Source organism: Austwickia sp. (assembly GCA_016699675.1).
Classification (GTDB): domain Bacteria; phylum Actinomycetota; class Actinomycetes; order Actinomycetales; family Dermatophilaceae; genus Austwickia.
Genome location: CP064985.1, coordinates 1,443,236 through 1,464,717, shown reverse-complemented (window position 1 = coordinate 1,464,717; position 21,482 = coordinate 1,443,236). Strand labels below are relative to the sequence as shown.

The 21,482-nt window shown below is 71.9% G+C and carries 12 protein-coding genes and 1 pseudogene; 3 read left to right on the top strand and 10 right to left on the bottom strand.

Going from position 1 to position 21,482, the window contains the following annotated elements; genetic code table 11:
- Positions 1-3 precede the first annotated feature (3 nt).
- The 10 genes from brxD to IPK37_06690 all read right to left on the bottom strand — a co-directional run bounded on the left by brxD (position 4) and on the right by IPK37_06690 (position 18,169).
- Positions 4-1,338 (bottom strand): BREX system ATP-binding protein BrxD, encoded by a 1,335-nt coding sequence (brxD, locus tag IPK37_06735; protein QQS02057.1) that lies wholly within the window; start codon positions 1,336-1,338, stop codon positions 4-6.
- Positions 1,331-4,138, bottom strand: coding sequence for a BREX-2 system phosphatase PglZ (gene pglZ / locus IPK37_06730; GenBank protein QQS02056.1), 2,808 nt, complete (start codon positions 4,136-4,138; stop codon positions 1,331-1,333). Before pglZ ends, brxD begins: the two co-directional genes overlap by 8 nt.
- The gene (locus tag IPK37_06725; protein ID QQS02055.1) at positions 4,135-7,935 is read right to left on the bottom strand and encodes a phage resistance protein; all 3,801 of its coding nucleotides are present in this window, start codon (positions 7,933-7,935) and stop codon (positions 4,135-4,137) included. The genes pglZ and IPK37_06725 overlap by 4 nt, the downstream gene beginning before the upstream one ends.
- A complete protein-coding gene (gene pglX, locus IPK37_06720) occupies positions 7,935-11,585 on the bottom strand; it encodes a BREX-2 system adenine-specific DNA-methyltransferase PglX (protein QQS02054.1) in 3,651 nt (1,216 codons plus the stop codon). The genes IPK37_06725 and pglX overlap by 1 nt, the downstream gene beginning before the upstream one ends.
- Positions 11,582-16,090, bottom strand: coding sequence for a BREX system serine/threonine kinase PglW (gene pglW / locus IPK37_06715; GenBank protein QQS02053.1), 4,509 nt, complete (start codon positions 16,088-16,090; stop codon positions 11,582-11,584). Before pglW ends, pglX begins: the two co-directional genes overlap by 4 nt.
- A gap of 73 nt (positions 16,091-16,163) precedes the next feature.
- A complete protein-coding gene (locus tag IPK37_06710; GenBank protein ID QQS02719.1) occupies positions 16,164-16,427 on the bottom strand; it encodes a hypothetical protein in 264 nt (87 codons plus the stop codon).
- 226 nt (positions 16,428-16,653) lie between these two features.
- Positions 16,654-16,923 (bottom strand): type II toxin-antitoxin system RelE/ParE family toxin, encoded by a 270-nt coding sequence (locus IPK37_06705; GenBank protein QQS02052.1) that lies wholly within the window; start codon positions 16,921-16,923, stop codon positions 16,654-16,656.
- Positions 16,920-17,204, bottom strand: a complete 285-nt coding sequence (locus IPK37_06700) for a type II toxin-antitoxin system Phd/YefM family antitoxin (protein ID QQS02051.1) — start codon at positions 17,202-17,204, stop codon at positions 16,920-16,922. Before IPK37_06700 ends, IPK37_06705 begins: the two co-directional genes overlap by 4 nt.
- A 270-nt stretch (positions 17,205-17,474) precedes the next feature.
- Positions 17,475-17,768 (bottom strand): helix-turn-helix transcriptional regulator, encoded by a 294-nt coding sequence (locus IPK37_06695; protein QQS02050.1) that lies wholly within the window; start codon positions 17,766-17,768, stop codon positions 17,475-17,477.
- Positions 17,765-18,169, bottom strand: a complete 405-nt coding sequence (locus IPK37_06690) for a hypothetical protein (protein QQS02049.1) — start codon at positions 18,167-18,169, stop codon at positions 17,765-17,767. Before IPK37_06690 ends, IPK37_06695 begins: the two co-directional genes overlap by 4 nt.
- A 563-nt stretch (positions 18,170-18,732) precedes the next feature.
- Here IPK37_06690 and IPK37_06685 point away from each other — a divergent pair.
- The 3 genes and pseudogenes from IPK37_06685 (at position 18,733) to IPK37_06675 (ending at position 21,047) form a co-directional block, all read left to right on the top strand.
- Positions 18,733-19,158, top strand: a pseudogene (locus tag IPK37_06685) (hypothetical protein).
- Between the two features lie 105 nt (positions 19,159-19,263).
- Positions 19,264-20,403 (top strand): sensor histidine kinase, encoded by a 1,140-nt coding sequence (locus IPK37_06680; GenBank protein QQS02048.1) that lies wholly within the window; start codon positions 19,264-19,266, stop codon positions 20,401-20,403.
- A complete protein-coding gene (locus tag IPK37_06675; protein ID QQS02047.1) occupies positions 20,400-21,047 on the top strand; it encodes a response regulator transcription factor in 648 nt (215 codons plus the stop codon). The genes IPK37_06680 and IPK37_06675 overlap by 4 nt, the downstream gene beginning before the upstream one ends.
- Positions 21,048-21,482 lie beyond the last annotated feature (435 nt).

The window sequence follows — 21,482 nt, the reverse complement described above, 5'->3', positions numbered from 1 at the left end:
GGGTCAGCCCATGTCGAGGTCGATGTCGTCGGGCGCACTCACCGGGCCGGACCGGGCCCCTCGCTCGGCGTCGGTCAGCTCGGCCGGGCGCACGGTCAGCGCATAGTGCGCGCGGGGGTCGAAATCCGCGAACTGGTCGACGCGGTCGAGCACGTCGCCCACCAGCTTCTTCAGATAAAGCCGCGGCGCGACCCCCACCTTGCCGCCGAGGGACCCCGTGACCCCGTCCGCGAGCGCCGCCAGGTAGTCGTCGTCGACGCGGGCCCGCAGCCGGGCCTCGGCGGACTCTCCGGTCGCGTAGACATCCCGCACCCGGGCGCCGACGGCGACCAGGCTGTCCCGGGTGAAGCCGGGTAGCCGCACCTGCACTGCCCGTGGGTTGTCGAAGCGCGCATCGGTGGTGAAGTCGGTCGCGAGCCGACCTGCGAGCGGCGCCAACCGTTGCACGCCGGACACGCCGTCGTAGAAGGCAGGCGTGCCCGTGATCACCAGGAAGAGCCCGGGGTAGCGGCCGCCGTCCACGTCGTCGATGAGCTGCCGCAGGGCGTTGAGCGCCTTGTCTCGCACGTCCCCGCGGACCCGCTGCAGCGTCTCGACTTCGTCGAGCACCAGCAGCAGCCCGGGGTGCCCGGCGTCGCGGAGCACGGTGAGGAGCCCCTGCAGGAAGCCCATCGCCCCGAAGTGGTCGAGGCCGCCGCGCACCCCGGCGGCCCGTTTGGCGGCGGAGGCGACGTGCGGCTGACCCCCGAGCCACGCCGCCACGGCGTCCGCGGTCGCGGCCTCCCCACTCAGCGATGCGACCCCATAGCCGCGCAGCGCCAGCGCGAAACCGGGCGCAGAGGAGGCGACGGAGGCCAGTCTCCGCTCCACCAGTCCCCCGACGGCCGCGCCGACCGCGACGCCATCTGCCGCATCGAGACTCGGATCCGCCTCGAGTGCGTCTTCCTCCAGGGTGTAAAACCACGAGTCCAGCACGGCCCGAAAAGCACTCGGCGGGATCGACGCGGTGCGCAGGGTCTCCGTGACACGGCGATAGACGGTTTCCAGGCGGTGGAGGGGAGTCTCGGTCTCGGAGACTTGGACCTCGGACACGGCGAAGCCTCGTTGCAGCGCCCGTTCGGCGAGGTGGCGCGTGAAGAAGGTCTTCCCGGACCCGTAGTCGCCGCGGACGGCCTTGAAGACAGCCCCTCCCGAGGCCACCCGGTCCAGGTCCTCGTCGAGGGCGCCCGCGAAGCGGTCCAGCCCCACGGCGAGCACGTCGAGGCCCGCCTGCGGGACCGTGCCGCGACGCAGGGCGTCGATGATGTAGCGACGGCGTCGCGCGGAGACCTCAACCACCGCTCAGTCCGAACTGCTCGCGCAAGGAGCGCTCATCCAGGACGAGCGTGGTGCCGTCGGCGTCCACGCGCAGCACGGGGTAGCCGTCCACGTTGAGGAGCTGCTTCACCTGTTCCTGGGCGCGGGGCAGGCGGGACGTCGGGACACCGAGGGCTTGGGCGGCGGGCACCTGCCCCAGGCGTCGATCCGGCGTGGCGAGCAGGGCGTCCACGAGACGTGCCACCGCGTCGGCGGTGACGCGCAGGCGGGGCGAGAGGTGGACCTGCGCGGCGTAGACCTGACCGCCCACCAGGCGCCGCCCAACGCTCGCGGATGACCCGGCGGCCGCCGAGTCCGTCGCTGCCCGCTCGCCCACCTCGAAGAGCGCCGGCTCCTCCTGTCGGGACTCCCGTCGCCGCGCGGACCGTGCGGGCGGCGGGGAGGCAGGCGGTACGGCGTCCGCCGCCGCCTCCACCGGTCCGAGCCACCAAGCCGGTTCCTGTGGGGGCAGGCCGCCCTCGTCGCTTCCGGCGCCGGCGGGCTGCAGGACGATGAGGGGGACGACGACCTCGGCCGGGTGGGCGCCGCCGTGATAGCCGGCCTTGAGCGGGCCATAGCGCAGCTTGTCCGAGACGGCGAGCACGGCGCGTCCCTCAGGTACGACTCGTCGCCCCTCGATCAGCACCTCCTCGGCGGGGTCGACGTGTGCCCCGGGGAGGGCCTTCCTGCTGCGACCGCTGTCGCTCTGATCCCGCGCGGGCTTCAGGTGTCCCAGGCGTCGCTCGACGATGTGGCCGTGGTCGCCGGTGAGGACCACGGTGAGCCCCGCCGCCTGAGCGCGGGCCAGGAGTGGCTCCAGGTGACGGATGGCGTCGGCCGTCCACGTGGTGCCGCCGGGGTCGGACCGGTCCAGCGCGTCGTCGATGGTGTTGAGGACCACGGCGACGACTCCGACGGCCTGGTCGTCGATGGCCTCCGCCACGTCGGCAGCCAGGGCGTGCCCGCTGCGCCCGGTGTCCAGGGCCTTCTTGTGGAACAGACGCCCTGCGCGCTTGAGGCGTTGGTCGACGTACCGCTCGAAGGACGCGACCTCGAACTCGCGGCCGCCCCGGGTGAGTTCGCCAGCGAGGAGCGAGGCGCGGCTGATCTCAGTCAGCGTGGGGAGGGCCGCGATGGCGGCCCCGCGGCGGCCGCTGGGGCTGATCTCCTCCCACCCCCGGCGCAGCGCGTCGGTGGCCACTTCGGTGCCTGCGCCGGAGCTCAGGCCGTCGAGGACCACGAGGAGCACGCGCCGCTTCTGCGCCACCAGCGGCGCAACGCCGCGGTCCAGGGCCGCTTCGATGAGCACGACCCCGTCCGAGGGTTCCCCCACGATCCCCTCCGCGGCACCGACGTCTTGCGAGGTGGCGCGGGCGAGGGTCTCGGCGAAGAGGCGGGCCTGGGTCTCCCGCCGGGCCATTGCGGCCGTGGCGACGTGTTCGATGCCGCGGGCCTGGATGTCCGCGCTGACGCCGGCGGCGGCGACGTTGATCGCGACATCGGCCCAGGCCGCGTCGTCGACCTGGAGTCGAGCCAGGGCGGCCAGGCCGGCACCCGGATCACTCGCCGAGGCCTGGGTCCATCGGTCCGGCGTCGCGATCCACCGCGCCAGGCGAACCGCCGCGGCGAGCGCCTGGTGATCCCGTGGGGAGCGATCGGCCAGCAGATGGGTCGCGACAGCGGCCGAGGCGGCCTCGACGCCAGTCAGGCCCGGATCGACGCCGGGGCGCGGGTCGACGACCAGGGCCGAGAGCGCGCCGCCCAGGTCGTCGGCCCGCAGCCGATAGCCGGTGGGCAGCAGGTCCGAATACCGCGCCAGGGCCGCGCCGTCGACCTCCGCCAGCAGGGTGTCGGCGCGGTCGGCTACGGCCCACGCGCGTTCGCGCAGGCGCGGGTCCCCGATCCATCCGCTCACCACTCGCGCCACGGCCGTCCCGAACGCGCGCAGCCCCGGATCCGCCGAGGAGACGCGCCCATCAAACCAGCGTTCCCCGCGCGCGAGGCTGATGGCCGCCTGGTGCCGGTCGGCAGCCGGCACCGCCTCGGAGGTGAGCAGCGCGACGACGAGCCCGACGGCGGCGAGGTCACTGATCCGGTCGCCATCGAGCAGCGGCCGTACGGCGGCGCGTGCGGCGCCGGTCCCCTCGGCGAGCCGGTCTAACGCGGCCTCCCCGAGGGCGTCGCCCGCGTCGCGGCGCAGGCCGGTCAGCGAGGAGGGTGCGTCGGCGCGGAGCGACCAGTCCAGCAGCCCGGCGGTGTCCTGGTGGTCGGGCGCGATGCCCAGCCGCTCGTGGAGGAGGCTGTCGAGGGCGTGCTCGCGGGTGAGCACCCCGCCGGGCGCGGAGGGCCAACCCTGCGGGGGCATGGTGCGGATCAGCCCGAAGGCGACGTCGCGGCCGTGCGGCATGCTCACGAAGGAGCTGGCGGACTGGCTGGCTCGGAAGACCTCCTGGACCGCGCCCCACGCGTCGATGGCGTGGACCTTGGTCTTGAGCAGGTGGGCCAGGATGCCCGCGCCAAGGTCTTCGGGGTCGCGATCGGTGAGGATCACGGTCCATTCGCCGGCGCGGTGCGCTCGCAGCGCTTCCCGGACGGCGAGGGCGGACCCGGCCGGTACGGCGGTGATGGGCACGTTCTTCGTCGAGGTGCCGGTCCACGACGTGGCCGCTCGGGCACGAATCGCCACTGGCCCGGGGTCGTGCTTGTCCGCGAACATGTCGACCATGGCCCGGATGGTGCTCGGGCTGGCCTCGGGGACGGCGGGTGCGCCGGGCACGCTCACTCGACCACCCGCCAGGTCACCTCGATCCGCGCGGACGGGTGCGCGGCGACGTAGGCCTCGAGTTCGGACAACGCGTCTCGTCCCCGGGCGACCGTCTGTCCGGAGCGGCGCGGCGCAGTGGCGGGGGCAGCTGCGGCCCCGCCCGGGTGCGCAACCCAGGTGCTCGCGCTTGACGGGGCCGCGGGGGACGCCGCGGGCAGCACGACGGCCTGCGGGTCCTCGCGGGGCGGCAGCGGCGCTGGCGCCGGCGGCGCGGCCGGGGCCTGCCGCAGCCAGTCGCGCACGTCTCGATCGACGTCGGCCAAGGCGGCGGCGGCCGGGTGATCGAGTTCGTCGGCGGAGAGCCGCTCGCCCAGGCGGGTGAGCAGGCGGCCGGCGGCGTCGGCCCGGTCGCCCTCGCCGGCCCGCGCGGCGAGGGGGTCGGCCAGCCACGTCCAATCGAAGCGGCGCAGCGCGTCGATCACGGCGGGCGCGCTGGTCAGCGACTTGCCCATGTGGCGCCCCTGGGAGGGCTTCACCTCGACGGACGCCAGCGCCCGCACGAGGGCGACCCCGTCCTTGCGGGTGAGTCCGTCGAGCGCCTCGGCGACCGCCACGGCCGTGCCCAGCCGGGCCGAGCCGTCGATGGCCTCCGGGGCCAACCCGGCGCGCCCCAGCCCCCGACGCACCTGGCCCACCAGCTCGCGCGCCGGCTCGATGGTCTGCGCGACGCGGGCCCGGACGCGCTCGGCCAGGTCGGCGACCGCCGCGGGGCTGAGGAAGGGGGTCACGCTCTCCCCGAAGAGGTGGCCGGCGTGCTCCACCGCCCTGCGCCACTCGTCCTCGGTGGGCATCTCCTGGGTGCGCATCTCCATGCCGGCCTGGAGCTGGCCTGGTTCCGGGGCCGTCGCGCGAGGCTGCCCACCGGCGTCGTACCAGACCCGCTGCCGGAGCGCCGCCCACGCGAGGATGACGAGGTCGGAGACGGGCTCGGTGAGCCCCCGACCCACGTCGGCGACCCACGCGCGGGCTTCCGCGACGCGCACCGGCGCGTCGTGGTCGCCGCGGCGGGCGAGGGCCTTGTCGAGTTCGGTGGCCCACGGGGTCAGATAGGGGTCGCCGAAGACGAAGTGGGTGTCCGTGGTCTGTCCGACCCCGAGCGTGTTGCCGACGCGACGGAGCGCGCGGGCGTCGCCCTCGATGGGGACGCGGCGGTCGGCGTCGTTCATGGCGCGTTCGACGTGCCGCTGGATGAGCGTGAGGTCGCGTCGCTGCACGGGGGTGTCGGCCGGGAACCGGGGGTGGTCGGGGTAGGTGGCGTCCCAGACCTGCGCGATGAGGCGGTCGAAGGCGTCGCCGAGGCCGGCGCCGACGGGGCGTTGCACGTTGACGCGGCGGGTCAGGGGGGTCAGCTCGGAGTCGTGGCCGGCGTCCTCGAGGAGGTTGCCCGGCTGCGCGGGCGCGGCGCCATAGGCCTGTTGCAGCGCGTCCCGGAGCGAGCGGGTGAGGGTGTCGCGGTTGCTCCGCAGGATGGTCAGCGCGGTCAGCCGATCCTGCTCGCTGAGGTGGCTGGCGTATTGCTGCCACCGCTCCCCGGTGCCGCCGAGCAGCCAGTCCAGGACGACGAGGCGGCCGAGGTCGTCCATGCGCGCCTGCGAGAGGAAGTGGGGAAGCCAAACGACGGTCCGCTGGTCGATCTCCTTGGTCAGCATGGCGTCGATGCGCTTCATGTCCTCGGCCGTCGTGTGCCCGGCCTCGTCGAAGGGATGGTCGATCACGAAGCGCCACGTGCCGGGCCTGGCCTCGAAGGCCTGATCGGAGAGCCACGAGACGTCGCGGACGTTGCCGAAGATCACGTCGATCTCGCGCTGGGTGCCGCGCCAGAGGACGGCGCGGGGGTGGCTTCCGTCCAGCGCGTGGTCGGTCTCATCCACGCCCAGCTCTTGCGCGACGAGGCGCTGCACGAGCTGCCTGCGGCGACCCTCGGTGTCCTCGACGAGGGCCTTCTTGACGACGGACTCGTAGTCCACGTCGGTGAGTTTCACCGAGATCGTCGGGTCTGCCACGGCGCTGTCGACGTGGATCTCGGGGATCGACTCCGCCCAGGTCCGCACCTTGCCGAGCACGGCGCGCGCCTCCCCGCCCGGGATGGGCGAGACGATCGAGCCGTGATTGAGGTGGGCCAGGCGTTCGGCGGTCAGGCCGCGCAGGGCGGCCACCTTGGGCGCGATCGCCGACAGCAGGAGGGTCTTGGCGAGGCGCGCGTCGGCGTAATAGGGCGCCGGGGCCTGCCCCGCGTCGATCGCCGCGTCGGTGGTGCCGTGGGTGCTGCGCAGGAGCGGCTGCAGCTTGCCGCCCCACAGCTCGCGGGCGGAGGCGAAGAGGGCATTCACGCCCGGCTCGAGCGCGTCGCCCTTGACGAGCAGGTCGTAGCTGTCGCCGACGGGGATGATGTCGTCGACGGTGAGGCTGTCGCGCCGGTCGACGAGCATCTGCTGCATGACCTTGAGGGCGGTCCGTTCGCGCTGCATCGCCGACGCGAGGACGCGCAGGGTCGAGATGAGCGCCGGGGAGAAGGGATAGGTCAGCTTGAAGTCGCGTTCGTCGGAGCCGCGGTTGTCCTCGTCGGTGTTGACGTTGTCGAGGAGCACGCGCCACACCCCGGGGGTGCGGTCGATGCGCGCGAACGCGTCGGCGATCTGGGCGGCGGCCGCGGCGTCCTTGGGGAGCAGCAGCCGCTGGTGGGCCACGTAGGGCAGGTTGGCGTCGCCCAGCTCGATCGACGGAAAGCGGCCCTTCTGGAAGGCCAGGCTCTCCTCCAGCATCGCCTGCTGGGCGCCGCTCCCGCCGGCGTCGGCGAGCCAGCGGCGCAGGTCGATCTGCTTGGCGACGAAGGAGATCAGCGGGATCTCGCGCCGGCCGCTGCCGCTCTCGACGAGCTTGGTCAGCTTTTGCACCTCGCGGCGGAAGAACTCGGGGACGCTCATGCCGAAGGCCAGCCACAGGATCAGCTCGTCGAGGAAGAGCACGACCCCCTCGTAGCCGAGGCTCTTGGCGTGCCGGGCGATCTCCGCGAGCCCCTCGTCCATGTCGACGTAGTCGGCGGCCTTGGTGAAGCTGGAGAAGTAGGCGTCCACCAGGGCCGTGACGAGCGTTCCGCGGGCCTCGTCCGTGGCGGGGGCGTGCCGGGCGGCGTCGTACGTCGCCGCGGTCCAGCCCGAGGACGAGCCGAAGTCCCCCCAGCCCTCCGAGGCCTCGCCGCTGGGGCCCGTGTCGCCGAGCCCGGCGAAGAAGGCCTCGTCGCCAAGCCGCTCGCGCAGGGCGTCCGCGTCGCGCAGCAGGCCGTCGGTCTGGTGGACGCGCGGCAGCTCGGCCTCGGGGTGCAGCCGCCGGATCTGCTCGACGTAGCTGCCGAAGACCCGCTCCTCGAAGCTCGTGGCGCTCAGCATGTGGAAGGCGAGCGGCAGCAGGCGCCGCCCGGTGAGGTCCGCATCATGCCGTACGACGACCTCGCGCAGCCCCTCCTTGTCGCGCGCGGCTCGGTCGCCGCGCAGGATCGCGTGCAGGACGGCCATGAAGTGCGACTTGCCGGAGCCGAAGGAGCCCTCAAGGTAGGCACCCTTGCTCTCCCCGGTCGCCAGCGCCTGCTCGACGATGCCGAGCGCCGTGTCGAACGCGGCGGCGAGCTGCTCGGTCACCACGTAGTGCTCCAGCGCGGCGGCAGCGTGCTCGTCGACGCTCTCGGACAGCCGCAGCACGTAGTCGGTGGCGCTGGTCCGCTCGGGGATGTCGATGAGGTCGCGCAGCAGGGTGGCCATCAGGAGCCCTTCGGTGAGGCGGAGCGGGCGGCGCCGCGGCGGCCGCGGGTGGCCGCGGGCGGGCGCCAGTCGCGCAGGTCGGTCTCGGTCACGCCGAGGCTGGCCAGGTGGTGGCGCAGCGTCTCGGAGGTGTATTCGGCGAGGTTGAGGCCTAGGTCGCTCATCTCGTCGTGCCACTGGTCGACCCAGGGTTGCAGCTCGGCCATGCCGGCGACGAGGGGGATGAGCACCTCGTCCGTTGCGCCGTCGCTTTCTCGTTCCTGGATGAGGATGCCGAGCGCCAGGGACTGCTGGGCGTGGTCCCAGCCGGCCCAGCCGAGCAGCGTCGTGGGGTCGGTGGCGCGGCCGCCGCCGGGGTAGGAGATGAAGCGCTCCTTGGGCACGTCGAGCTTGCCTCGGTGCGACCAGTACGACGGGCGGCGGAAGTCGGCCGAGGTGTATTTCGGCGGGACCGGGATGGGGTCGACCGCCTCGCCGCGGTCCTCGGCGCGCTGTAGGTCCCAGGTGCGCTCCCACTCGCCGCGCTTGCGCAGGCCCGTGTCCTTCAGCCGGTGGGCCGCGAGATAGGGCACGACCTCGTCGGCGAGCAGCTTCTCCAGGGCGTCGGTGACGTCGGCGTCCTTGCGGCCGGCCCAGAGGTTGAGGACGCCCACGAGGTCGGCGTCGGTGCCGACGCGGTCGGCGAGCTGCGCCACCGACAGCGGGCGAGGTCGGCCCGCGCGGTCGAACCACAGGTCGCGGCGCTCCAGCCGGTCCAGCAGCCAGGTCCGCAGGGCGGCGGTGACGCGCTTGTCCCAGGGCTCCTCGGCCCACCGCCGCTTGTATTCCGGCCGCTCGAGCAGCCCTACGAACCGGTCCGAGGCGATCAGGTCGAGCCGCCGCTGCACGAGTTCGCGGTACGGCGCAGGCCACTCCGCCGGGATCTCGGTGATCGGGGTGGAGCCGTGCCGCTCGAACCATGCCGACGAGTCGGCGCCGGTGGCGATCGTGCGGGCGAGGGCGATCTCGAAGGCGCGCTCACCGAGCCGGGGGCGGGGCAGCTCCGCACCCTCGGGCAGGGTCAGCTCGTCCTCGATGATGCCGTAGGCACGGTAGACCTCCCAGTCCAGCTCCTCCTGGACGGCGACCATCTCGCCGCGCAGGACGTCGTGCTCGCGTCGCGCCTGCGCCACCGTCGCGTCTGTGGGGATCGCGTCGTCCTGGAAGCACCGCGTGAACGAGTCAGCGAGTTTCTGCGCGAGGAGGTCGAGTCGGCGCGCACGGGCAAGAGGCAGGTTGGCCGGGAGCGGGTAATCCTTGAGCGTGGTGCCCGTGAACTCATAGAATTCCTCCCAGTCATCGCCGCGAAAGCCTTCATTCACTCCCCCATTACCCTTGCCATGGCTGTTCTGCTTGAGCCAGAAGCACGCCGCGGAGGAGTTCAGCACACCGAGCAGCGCGAGGTGGTCGTCCTCGCTGGCCCCCTCCGGCAGCTTGATCACCGGCGCCGACTGCTTGAAGACCTTCCCACCCCGGTCCAGCACAAAATGGTTGTGCGTGGCCACAAACGCAAACGCAATCGACAGCGGCGTCCGCAACTTGGCGGTGTACAGCTCTTGCCACTCCCACCACGTAAGCCCCCGCTCAACCATGGGGGTGCCGAATCGTCGCCTCTTATCTAGGGCTGACTTGAACTGATGAAGACGGTGGCCGAAAGCGCCCAGATCCTGCAATGAGCGAACTCCGTAGTCACCGGAGTACGGCCAGCCGGCTTCCGTTGCGGTCGAGACTTCCCAATCCCGGACTGCGTCACCTTCCACCAGCGGGCGAGTCGGCCATTCCTCCCTACGGCCCGCGATTGGAGCAAACATGTAGAAGTCGTCCTGCCCGGTCACCGACATGATCCCCAGCTCCGCTGCGACGGAGTCGAGCGGCGCGCGAGCGCCAGCCTCAACCAGGGCGAGAAGGCCCTGCGCGCCGCCACCCGAGAGGCTCCAAGGGTGTCTCGAAAGGGTCTCACGCGGTAGATCGACCGTGCTGGTGTACTCGTCCTCGTGGCCCACGTGATCGATATGGTCAACGATGCTGCGCCATACCAGTCCCTGGGCAGGGACATGGGGACGTCCTGGTTCACCGCGGATGCCGAGCACCGCACGCACAGTGGGTGACAGCGGGTTCGGCTCGTCGAAAGGCTTCCGCGGGCGCCCCACAAGGATCACCGTCGGCGTGCCGTGGCCTGGGATGTAGGCGCCGGACGTGTCAACGACCAGCCGCAGGTCGTGCTTCGGCAGATACTGCTCCACGAGCGTGGTGCCGAACTCGCGCTTCATGAAGGAGTTGGACGTGATCTGACCGACCCAACCCGCGGGATGATCACCGTTGCTGGGCTTTGCGAGCTGGAAGAAACGCTCCATGAAGGGGACCGTCAGCGCGTACTTGCCCTTGGGGCTTTCGTACCGGTCCCGGTAGAGCGGGTTGAGGACTTTGTCCTTGACCGTGATGTAAGGCGGGTTGCCGACGACCACGTCGTAGACGCCCGGCACGAGAAGAGAGCGCAGCAGGTCCAGGTCCTCGGTGGCATAGGCGAACTGTCTTTCGATGGCGTCCTCGTCGAACTCTGCTCCCAGGTCGAAGGCGCGCTGCGGTCGGCCGTGTAGCAGGGAATCTCCCACCGCCACGTTGAGCGGCCAGTCGGGGGCGTCGTTCAGGGAGCGCTGCCGGGTGACCTGCAGGGCCGCCACGAGGAGCCGGAAGCGGGCGATGGCGACGGCGAAGGGGTTGAGGTCCACGCCGTGGACAGCGTCGAGGGCGCGGCGCGCCAGCTCGGCCTCGTTGGTGTCCGGCTCGGCCGCCCGCCAGCGCGCGTAGAGCCGCGCGAAGGCCCCAAGCAGGAAGTGGCCCGACCCGCAGGTGGGGTCGATGAGCGTGAAGCCCGCGAGCGGTCGCTCCCGCAGCGCCGGCTCCAGCGTGCGGTCGAGGATGAACTCCTCGACGAACTCCGGGGTCTGCAGCAGGGCGTAGGTGCCCTTCGCGTGTTCGGAGAGGTCCTGATAAAGGTCGCCGAGAAAGCGGGTCGACAGGCCGGGGTCGGCAAAGTCCCAGCGCGGCTCGCCCGCGGCGTCCGTCTGGTGCCAGAAGGCGAGGATGCGCTCGGCGGCGCCACCCGACGGCGCCACCGTCCACAGCGCGGAGTGCGCCTCGACCAGGTCCCGCGTGGCCTTGAGCCCCCGCAGGTGCTCGATAGCCCGACCGAGCCACTCGCGGTCGGTGTCGGCGGGGTGCTGCCGGAAGTAGGCGGTGCGGGCGTCCTGAGCCCGCTGCCGCAGCTCGCGGGTCGGCCCGCCGATCCAGGGGGCGTAGCGACCCGGCTCCTGCGCGGTCTCGCCCGCGCCGCGCTCCCCCAGGAGGCGGTTGTCCTCGCAGAAGCGCACGAACACCGTGGTCAGCACCCACGCGACGGCGGCCTGGGTGACCCGGTCGTCGCGCCACTCCGTCCACGTGCGCCCGGTGCGGGAGGCGGCGACGGCCTCGTCGTACTCAGCGCGCCACCTGGCGAGCGCCCCCTGCTCGCGGAGGTCCTCGTCGCGGCCGTCGACCCGCGCGCGCAGGTCATCCTCGAGGTCCAGCACGAGCCGCTTGAGCGCGGCCGTGAGCTCGGCGGCGTCGATCACGCCCTCGCCTCCTTCTCGCCGGCGGCCGCCGGCACGTTCTGGTCATCCGAGGCATAGAGGCGGCGCAGGTCCAGCCGCACGTATTGCCCCGGGGAGGACAGCGGCAGGGGCTGGCCGTCGATCACCGGACCCTGCGACGTGGGCGTCTGCGGCGCGAGCACCCACACGGCCCGCTCCCGGGGGAGCGCCACGTCGCTCCAGCGGGACAGCTCGCCCAGGTGTCGATAGCGCGCGAGCGGCGCGACGTCGGTGAGCACCACGGGGGCGTCCTTCGCGTGCCCGGCCTCAGCGGATCCACCCGAGGGCCCGGCGGCACCGTCCTCGCCCGGGTGCGGCGTGGCGGCGATTGCCGACGCGATCGCCTCCCACACCTCTGGCAGGCACATCCCGACGAGCTGCTCCAGGTTGGCGCGGTCGCGGGTGCCCGGCGTAGCCGCATCCGAGGCGAGCACGACGTCCCACGGCACGCCGTGCCGTGCGGCCGCGGCCCGCATCGCGTCGATGAGCAGCCCGGTCACGTCGAGGAGGTGGGCGTCGTAACGCTCACGCAGCACGTCCTGGACCCGGGCCAGGTCGAGGGCGCCCACCCCCAGCGCCAGGAACGAGCGCGTCGCCACGCTCTCGGCGAGCCGGGCGGCGACCGGGTCCCTCAGGGAGCGCGCCGCGGCACCCCCCGCCACCGTCGGCGTGGCCGTCACCAGACCCGTCGTCGTGAGGGAGCGCTCGGGAACCACGTAGCCCCGCAGCGCCTCGTCCCACCGCAGGTCCGCGCCGGAGTCCTTGACCAGGTCATCGAGCAGCGGCCGATCCGGCAGCGTCGCGACGGCGGGGAAGCGCCGACGAACACGCAGGCGCAGGTCCCGCGGCGTCAGGACGGTGCGGCCGCGGGCCTCTCGCGCGGTCGTGCCCGCGTAGCCACGGAAAGCCTCGGCCAGCGCGACCCGCTGCGGCAGGTCCACGTGGTGCAGATCCAGCGTGCCCGCGGCCGCCGCGTGCGGCGCCAACTCGGCGCCCACCCGCACGAGTCGCCCCAGCCCCCGCGCCTCCGGCGACGCCGTCGCCTCGCCGTCCGTTTCGCTCTGGGTGGGGACCGCGACCCCGGCCTCCGCGCGATGGTGCTCCGGCTCGCTTTCCTGGGGGTGCTCGTCCCGCTCGAAGAGCCCGCCGAAGGGCGCCAACGCCGCGGCCAACTCGCGACCCGCGGTCGCCGACGGGATGATGATCGAGGCATCGGCGCCGGTGGCCCGCAACACCAGGTCCTCCGCGGCCCGGCCCACCGCCTCCCAGGCGTCGAACAATCCCGGCCTGGAGCCGAGCATGATCACGCTGCCGTCCCGGCGGCGCACCGACAGCGGCTGCCACGCGGTGCCGCCCCCGAGCCGGCGCAGGAAGCGACGCCGTTCCAGCGCCAGCCGCACGAGGCCCTCCGCGCCGCGCAGCACAGCCCCGCCGCGCAGCGGCTCCTGCGTCGCGTCGAGCACCGCGGCCGCCGCCTCGCCGCGGGTGATCGCCCCGCCCATCTCGGCGATGCGGCGGTCGAGGGCCGAGCCGAGGGCGTCGATCATGTCGGTCGCCTGGGCGTCGGCGGACCAGCAGCTCAACGCGTCGCCCAGGAGCTCCTCCGCACGGGCCTCGGGCACACCCAGTTCCTGCGCGAACGCCGTCATCGGGGCGAACGCCTCAAGGCTGCCCTCCGCCCCCAGGAGAAGCCGCACCAGCCTCCGCCGTACGGTCGCCTTGTCCGGACCGCTCGAGCCGACCAGCGACGACACGGTGAGGTCGACGCCGTCGGAGAGCAGGCTTCCTCCGGCCGCGCGCGGCAGACCGAGCCGCTTCTCCCACGCGGAGCGGCGCTGCCGCAGGTGATTGCGGGTGTAGGGGGCGACCCGGTAATAGGGGTGGCCGGCGTCGACCTTGAGGAGGAAGTCGCGGACCGTCACGACCTTAAAGCGCGCCAGTGCGGACAGCCCGCGCGCCGTGAGCCCCGCCTCAGTCAGCGGCGTGTCGAGGGTCGCCGCCTCCGCCCGCCGGTCGTCTTCGCCCGTGGGGGCCTGCGTCGTCACGTCCGTCGCGAACATGCGGTCCCACGCCTGCCGCATCGACGACGCCGAGTCGAAACGCTCGCCGGCCTGGCGCCGCAGCGCGCGGCGGAAGAAGTCGGCGAAGTCGCCGGCCAGTCCCTCAGGGAACTCCTTCGGGTCGATCGTCGCCTCGTCCGGGATCAGCGACGGCAGCGTGAGCCCGTCGCCGAAGACGGGTGGGTGGCCCGTCGCCATCTCGAAGAGCACGACCGCCGCCGAATAGCGTTCGGCCGCGCTGTCGAACCGTCGGCGAGTCCCCTCACCAAGGAAGGGATCGCGGTACGGCGCCGTGCCAGCCTGCACTTCCTCGGCCGCCGCGCGCGTCAGCGAGAAGTCGAACAGCACGAGGTGCGCCTCGCGGTTGCCGGGGTTCAACCGCACGCCCAGGTTGCTGGGTTTGATGTCGCGGTGATCGACACCGAGCCGGTCCAGCTCGACCACGGCGTCGAGCACGTCGCGGCCCCACCGCTGCAGGAAGTCCAGGGGGACAGGCACGTCCGGACGCAGCTCCTCGGCCAGGGTGTGCGTGCCAGCCGACTCCAGGAGCAGCGCGAGCCGCCCATCCACGTCCATCGGGCCCTCGATCAGCCGGGCCAACGACTTCGCGCCGGTGATCGCCTTGAGGACCTCGGCCTCGGACGTCAGGCGGGCCTCGGCCTTGTCGTCCAGGGCGACCTTGAGGACCCGGTGGGGGCGGGCGGGCTCGGCTGCGTCGGCGACGAGCAGCCCCCGCGCCGTGGAGCCCTTGCCGAGGCGCTTCTCGACGACGAACCGGCCGCCGGCCAGCACTGCGCCCGGCAGTGCGTCCAGCGGGTCCGCCGTCGCCTCCTCCGCCGCCGTCAGCGCGACCGTGGCCCGATCCAGCTCGTCGAGGAAGTCGGGCACGGATTCCGTCCGCTTGCCCACCACCGGATGCGTCGCCCGGCGGATGAGGGCCCGCAGGCTCTCGGGCGCGGCGCCGAGCAGGCTCACGTCGATGCCGTCGCCTTGGCTGCGCAACTGCTCCCGCAGGTCCGCGGCGGACGAGGCCGGGGCGCGGCCGGTGACAACGTAGGCCGCGAGCGCGCCCAGGGCGAAGACGTCGACTCGCACGCGGTCGGGGGCGAGCCACTGGGACTCCGGGGCGGTGAACGCCTCGGTGAGCCACCGGTCGCCGGTGGCCTCGGCCGTCGCGCCGACCGGCGAGCTGGGGGTGATGCCGCCGGCCAAGCCGGTCAACCCGGCCTCGTGCGCCTGCTGCGCGCCCGTGCCGGCCGCCTCCACCCGGCCCGCGAAACTCCAGTCGCGGATCTGCACGTCAAGGCCACCATCGGTCGCCGTACGACCATCACGCGGACGCACCCACACCGAACCCGCGCCCAACGTGCGGTGCGCGATGCCGTGCGCGTGGGCGTAGCGCAGGCCGTCGGCGACCTGACGCACGAGCGACAACGCGACGTCCAGCGGCACCGGCGCGTGGCCGGCCATCCAGAGGTCCAGGCGCTGCCAGGTCCCATCGTCCTGATAGACCAGCCCCGCACCCAGGTCGTTGTGCACGAAGTCCTCGGGCGTCAGGATCGCCTCGTGCTGCAAGGTGCGACTCAGCCGGAACTCGTTGCGGGCCACGTCCGCGCGACGGCGGGCGTCGTGCGTGCCCACGTTAGGGGGCGACAAGAAGAAGCGGACGCGACCCTGGCGGGACGGGTCGGCGAGATGCGAGCAGCGCCAGTCCTGCCACGCAAACCCCTGCGCCGAGACGCCCTCGTCGACGACCCCCTCCTGGATCACCCACGAGCCGGCCTCCCGCTCCCGGCGCTGCACCAGGCCGATGCGCGCCATGAGCTTCACCAGGATCTGCTCCTGGTTGGCCCCGATCTCGCGACCCGGGCGCGCGGCTTGGGTGAGGAGCGAGGTCAGGGGAGGCAGGTGCGACGAGCGCTCCGCCTCCTCGCCCTCCAGGCCATAGAGGCCCAGGGCCGCACTCCCCGACATGTCGCTCACGAAGTCCGGGTGATGCAGGAAGACGGCCTCCTGGACGAAGGGGACCAGGCCCACCACCGGGCCGACCTCGACGCGCTTCTCCAGCGCCCACTCCTTGGCCGCGTCCTTGAGCTTGCTCGCCAGCCGCTGCGCCTTGCGTCGACAGAGCAACAGCGGCGAACGCTCCACCCGGCCGGGGTGCCGGACCCAGCGGGTGTCGTCACCGGTCAAGCGGCCCGAGTAGTACTTCAACTCCACCAGGTAGAGGCCGCCTGGCCCGAGGACCAGGAGGTCGCACTCGTGCCAGCCACCCTGCGCGTCACGAAACTCGAAGTTGGACCACGCGCGGTAGGGCGACTCCTGCCTGGTCAACCACTCGCGGACCGAATCCAGCCCCTCGCGCTCGTGGGCGAACTGCGAGGGGGACACTTCGACCCAGCGAGCGTCGTCACGCTGCGCCACCATGGTCCCCCTTGAGCCGAGTTCGCCAGACGCCGATCGTAACTCGTTACTACGCAGGCTTACCTCGTCCCGGGCGTCAGAGGCACCAGCCGGGCTGACGGCACGCCTCGTGGTGTCGCTCCAGTAAGGAGACGTCGGGCTGTTCGTTGGCGTGTTGCGGCACGACCGCGAGGGGGTTTCCGTGGAACTGGTCGTCCAGCGTCACGGAGAGCACGTCCATCCCTCGCTCGGCGGCTGCCGCCCGGATCTCGGCGACGGTGCCCAGCTCGCCCGGCCGGACCACCTGGTGCCGGTCCAGCAGGAAGACCGGCGTGCGCGCAGCGGCGAGGAGCTCGTCGATCTGGGACCTGCAGCGATGCGACCCCTGGCGTCCGGGACACGCTGGCCGGCTCCCTCAGGCGTCTGCCACCGCCCGTGGATGCCGCCGTCTACCGAATCGCGCAGGAAGCCCTGACCAACGCCGTACGGCATGCGCTAACCGCGAAGCTCGCAGCTCAGCACCACTGCTGCGGCCTGACTTCACGCAGGCGCCCAGACGCTGAGCCCACGGGATCGCGTCGGGTCGATCAGCTCGTGGAATAGACGTCGCGTCGATGACGGATCGTGATGACCCGTACGACGACCGCCTCCTCGTTGATCTCGTAAATGATGCGGAACTCGCCGCGGCGAGCCGAATAACGGCCCGCGAGTTCGTTGCGGAGCTGCTTGCCGACTCGGTGCGGGGCAGCAGCCAACACGTCCTGAAGGAAATGCGCGCAGGCAGCCGCCACGGCCTCCGGAAGATCGTGCGTCAGAGCACGACGAGCGGCAGGCGCCAGCTCGATCCGGTAGGTCATGAGGGCAACCGGCCCCGCAACTTCATGTCAGCCAGGACATCGTCCAGCGTCGAGACATTTCCGGACGCGATATCGGCGTCAGCTTCGCGGATGTCGGCCATCGTTTGAGCGTCGCCAAGGATGTCGATGGTTTCCATCAGTTCGTCATAGTCGTCGGCGCTCAGGATGACCGCGGCGCGCCGGCCGTTCTTCGTGACCTCGACGCGTTGGTGGGTGCGGATCGCCTCGTCGACGAGGCGAGAGAGCTGCGCCCGCGCTTCTGCAAGCGGAACCGTCGTCATGTACAGGATTGTAGCGTGACTCCTCGGGGAGAAGGGTCCGGCGATGATCCCACGGCCGTACCGCGAGCCCTGCGCAAGCGGCCTGAGGCCCATCCCGAGGAGGCGATGAGGATCTCCGCGACCAGCCACTTCTGGAGTGTCCGGAACGCCCCGTGAGCCCACCGTCCACTGGTCACGCAGGCGTCAGCACGCTGAGGCACAGCGATCACGCCGAGTCGATCAGCCGCGAGTCGGGTCGTCGGGCGCACCGGACGACAGGAGTGCCACACCTCAGCGTTCCCTGCGGGGCTGCTCGGCGCCCCAGCGACCAAGAGCCACGATCGCCTCGCGCAGGGCGAGCCCGCGTTCGGTCAGCGCGTAGGCCCGCGTGTTGTGGCGGAGGGGCAGGCGGGTCAGGACGTCGGCCTCTTCGAGTTCGCGTAGGCGGGTAGCGAGCATGTTCGTGCCCAGCCCGAGGTCGCGCTGCAGGTCGCCGTACCGTTGCGGACCGTCGAGGAGCCGCTCCACGATGAGCAGGGCCCACCGGGCCCCGACGATGTCGAGTGCCCTCGCGAGGTCGCTCACGCGGTGGGGTCGGCGTCCGGCTTCATCCAGAACGGCGAGTAGTGGTAGCCGTCGAGGTCGTCGAACTGGCGCTGGTACATGAAGGGGTAGTCGTCGGTGTCGCCGATCCGACCCCCGGCGGCGCCGGCGCGCGCCACCAGCTCATCGACGGCCTCGCGGCTGCCGAGGTTGAAGGAGACCGTCACTTTAGACGGCGTGTCGGGGCCACCGACGAGATCCTCGACGCCGCCGACGGCGGCGTACCGCTCTCGGCTGCCGAGCATCACGTACTGCTCCGGCGCGATCGCGAAGCAAGACACGTGGTGATCGGACATCTCGGCGTTGAGTGTCCAGCCCAGGGCCTTGTAGAACGCCGTCGCGCGCTCGACGTTCTCGACCGGGCACGTGATGAAGAGGCTCATGGCGCGATACTTCCAAAATGAAAGTGACCGGTCAAGGGGTGGCGTGAAACACGCCGTACGTCGTGGGCCCGATCCACCGTGTGCGCGGGTCACCCGAGGTTGGCTTGGGTTCTGCCCGGCGGTCCGCGACGCCCCCGGGGGCACCCGTTCGGTCCGGGCCACGACACCAGTCGCCGACAGTGGACAGGTATCAGGACATTATTACGGTCGTGATCACAGCACGTCACGTGTCCTGAAAGCTGTCCACGAAGAGGCGGTGCCGGGCGACAACGGATGGTGGACGCGGCGTACCGCGATCGAAGGCCGCGCGCCGAGGGGGTCGGCCGTCAACTCGAAGCGACACCCGAGCATTCGCGTCGACGGCGAGTTGATCGCCCTCCGGCGACCCAGATGCGCAGGCCGTCAGCGAGCGCGGCGCCCTCGCGGCGGGATCCGTCGAAAGTACGGCCGCGGAATCGTGCTTTCGGGCGGGCGAACGCGAGTCCGGGGGCCGATGTGCCCGGCGGCGCCGCTGAGCGACGGTGGGGGAGCGAATTCAGTCACGTCTCACCCAGGAGTCACCCATGCAAACCCACATCTCGGCCCCCACCACGCTGATGGACCCGCCGCTACCAATCCGGGCGAAGCTCGTCGCGGCGTGGACCGGCTTCATGTTCCTCTACGTGTACGTCGACGTCCTCGGCCTCTACAAGCCGGGCGCCATCGCCGACATCCTCAAGGGCAAGGTCTTCACCTTCGACATCAGCCAGACCTTTGCGGTCAGCTCGCTCGCTGCCTTTTCGGTCCCGGCCCTGATGATCCTGCTGTCGGCGACCCTCCCAGCCCGGGAAAACCGCGTCACGAACCTCGTCGTGGCATCCCTCCTCATCCCCTGGATGGCGTTCAACCTGGCCGGCGGGGAGTGGCTGTACTACTACGGTCTCGGCCTGGCCGTCGAGCTGATCTTCCTGGCCGCCATCCTGCGCACCGCTTGGACCTGGCCCCACACGACAGCGGAGCCGGCGGCCCCGACCGGCGCAGCCAACCCGCACTCCCGGCCGCAGATCCCCGCGGGACGGTAGTCCCCTCGATGCGCCCGTCCCTACCCTGAAGCTGTGCGGGCTTTCTGGCAGTCCATCGGGCGCGAGCCACGGCCAGCCGGCGCTCCGACGGCGGGCCGTGTCGATGGGCTCCTCGTTGCTGCGTTCGAGGTCGCAGCGCTGGCCGAGGGCATCGCCCGCCCCGACCTCGCCTTTCGGCCGTTCGTCACTGGGTTGACCATGGCGATGCTGCCCGTCCTGGTGTGGCGGCGCAGTCACCCCCTGACGGCGTGCCTGATCGGCTTCGGGGCCACCGGCCTGCTCTCCGTCGTGCAGCTGTGGTCCAGCGAGGCGAACCTGGGCCTCTACGCGATGATGGCCGTCCTGATCCTGCTCTATTCACTGGTCCGCTGGGGCTCGGGTCGCGAGATCGCGTTGGGCACGGCGTACGTCGTGGGGGTTGTCGCGGTGGGCCTGTACGCCGCCGCGGCCGGCCTGCCGGACATCATCGGCGGCATCGGATTCCTGCTGGTGATCGTTGCCTTGGCGGCGGTGTTCCGCTCCCGCGCCGATCTCTGGCAGCGCCAGGAGCGGGAGGTCCGCAACGAGGAGCGCCTGGCACTGGCCCGCGAGCTGCACGACACCGTGGCCCACCACGTCTCGGCCATCGCGGTGCAGGCGCAGGCCGGCCGGGTGGTCGCGGTCACGCAGCCGCAAAAGGCGGTCGACGTGCTCGCCGCGATCGAGGCCGAGGCGTCGCGCACGCTGGCGGAGATGCGGTCCATGGTCAGGGTGCTGCGGGACGACGGCGGGGAGCCCTACACGCCGCAGCCGGGGGTCGCCGACCTGCCCGCGCTGGCCGGCGCCGATGCGGCCCTCGCGGTCGAGGTCTCGCTGACCGGATCCCTGACGCGGCTGCCCCCACCAGTGGACGCCGCGATCTACCGGATCGCGCAGGAGGCCCTGACGAACGCCGTACGGCATGCGCCGACAGCGACCCACGTCGAGATCGCCGTACGTCGGGTGGGCGACCAGATCAGGCTGCGCGTGACCGACGACGGCCGCACCTCGCCCGGGCCGTGGGCCGAGCCGGGATTCGGCCTCGCCGGGATGGCCGAACGCGCGCACCTGCTCGGCGGATCGCTGCGTGCCGGGCCGGGGGCCGAGGGCGGCTGGGTGGTCGAGGCCGTGCTCCCCGCGAGGATTCCGGCATGAGCATCCGAGTCGTCGTCGCCGACGATCAGGACCTGGTCCGGACCGGGCTGGTGATGATCCTGAGCGCCCAACCCGACCTAGTCGTCGTGGGGGAGGCGGCAGACGGACCGGCGGCGCTCGAGGTGGCCACTCGGCTGCGTCCCGATGTCCTCCTCGTGGACATCCGCATGCCGGGGCTGGACGGGGTGGAGGTCACGCGGCGCCTGGCCGGTCCGGACGTGGCTGATCCGATGCCCGTCGTGGTCATCACGACGTTCGACCTCGATGAGTACGTCCTCGGTGCCCTTCGGGCCGGTGCTCGCGGATTCCTGCTCAAGGACGCCGGTCCGGAGCTCCTCGTACAGGCGATTCGCGCGGCGGCCAATGGCGACGCGCTCATTGCCCCTAACATCACCCGTCGCCTGCTGGCGACCTTCGTCGGCCACGCGCCGACCAGGCCGACTCAGCCGATCGAGCCGCTCACGCAGCGCGAGGAGGAGGTGCTGCTGCTGGTCGCCCGCGGTCGGACCAACGCCGAGATCGCCACTGAGCTGTTCATCGGGTTGAGCACCGTCAAGACCCACGTCGCCTCGTTGATGGCCAAACTCGACGTCCGCAACCGGGTCGAGATCGCGATGTGGGCTTACGACACCAAACGGGTGTGAGGCGTCAGTGGACCGGCGCGCTCGCTTCTTTGAGGGGTCTCACGTCAGAAGGTCGAGCGCGTTGCCGGGGGTGCTCTGCATGGTGCCGCCGCCGCGGATCCCACCCCACGCCCCGCCCTCGATCAGGTGCTTAGGATCAGACATGCCAGACCGGGCTACCCCCAATCTTCCGGCCAGGGACTTCTCGGCCACGGCAGCCTTCTACGCCCGGCTCGGCTTCGGCGAGTCCTACCGCGACCCAGGCTGGATGATCCTCACGCGCGGTGACCTCATGCTCGACGCGCCCTTTCATTCGTCTCAACGACCGTTCGTGACCTGCCCAAAGGGTGCCATGGCACCTAACGGGCAGGTCATGAGCGGTCGGCCTGTGGATAAGTAGGAGCTGGGCCGGGAGGGGCTGGTCGGCACCTGCCAACTCCACACCTCAGCGATGAC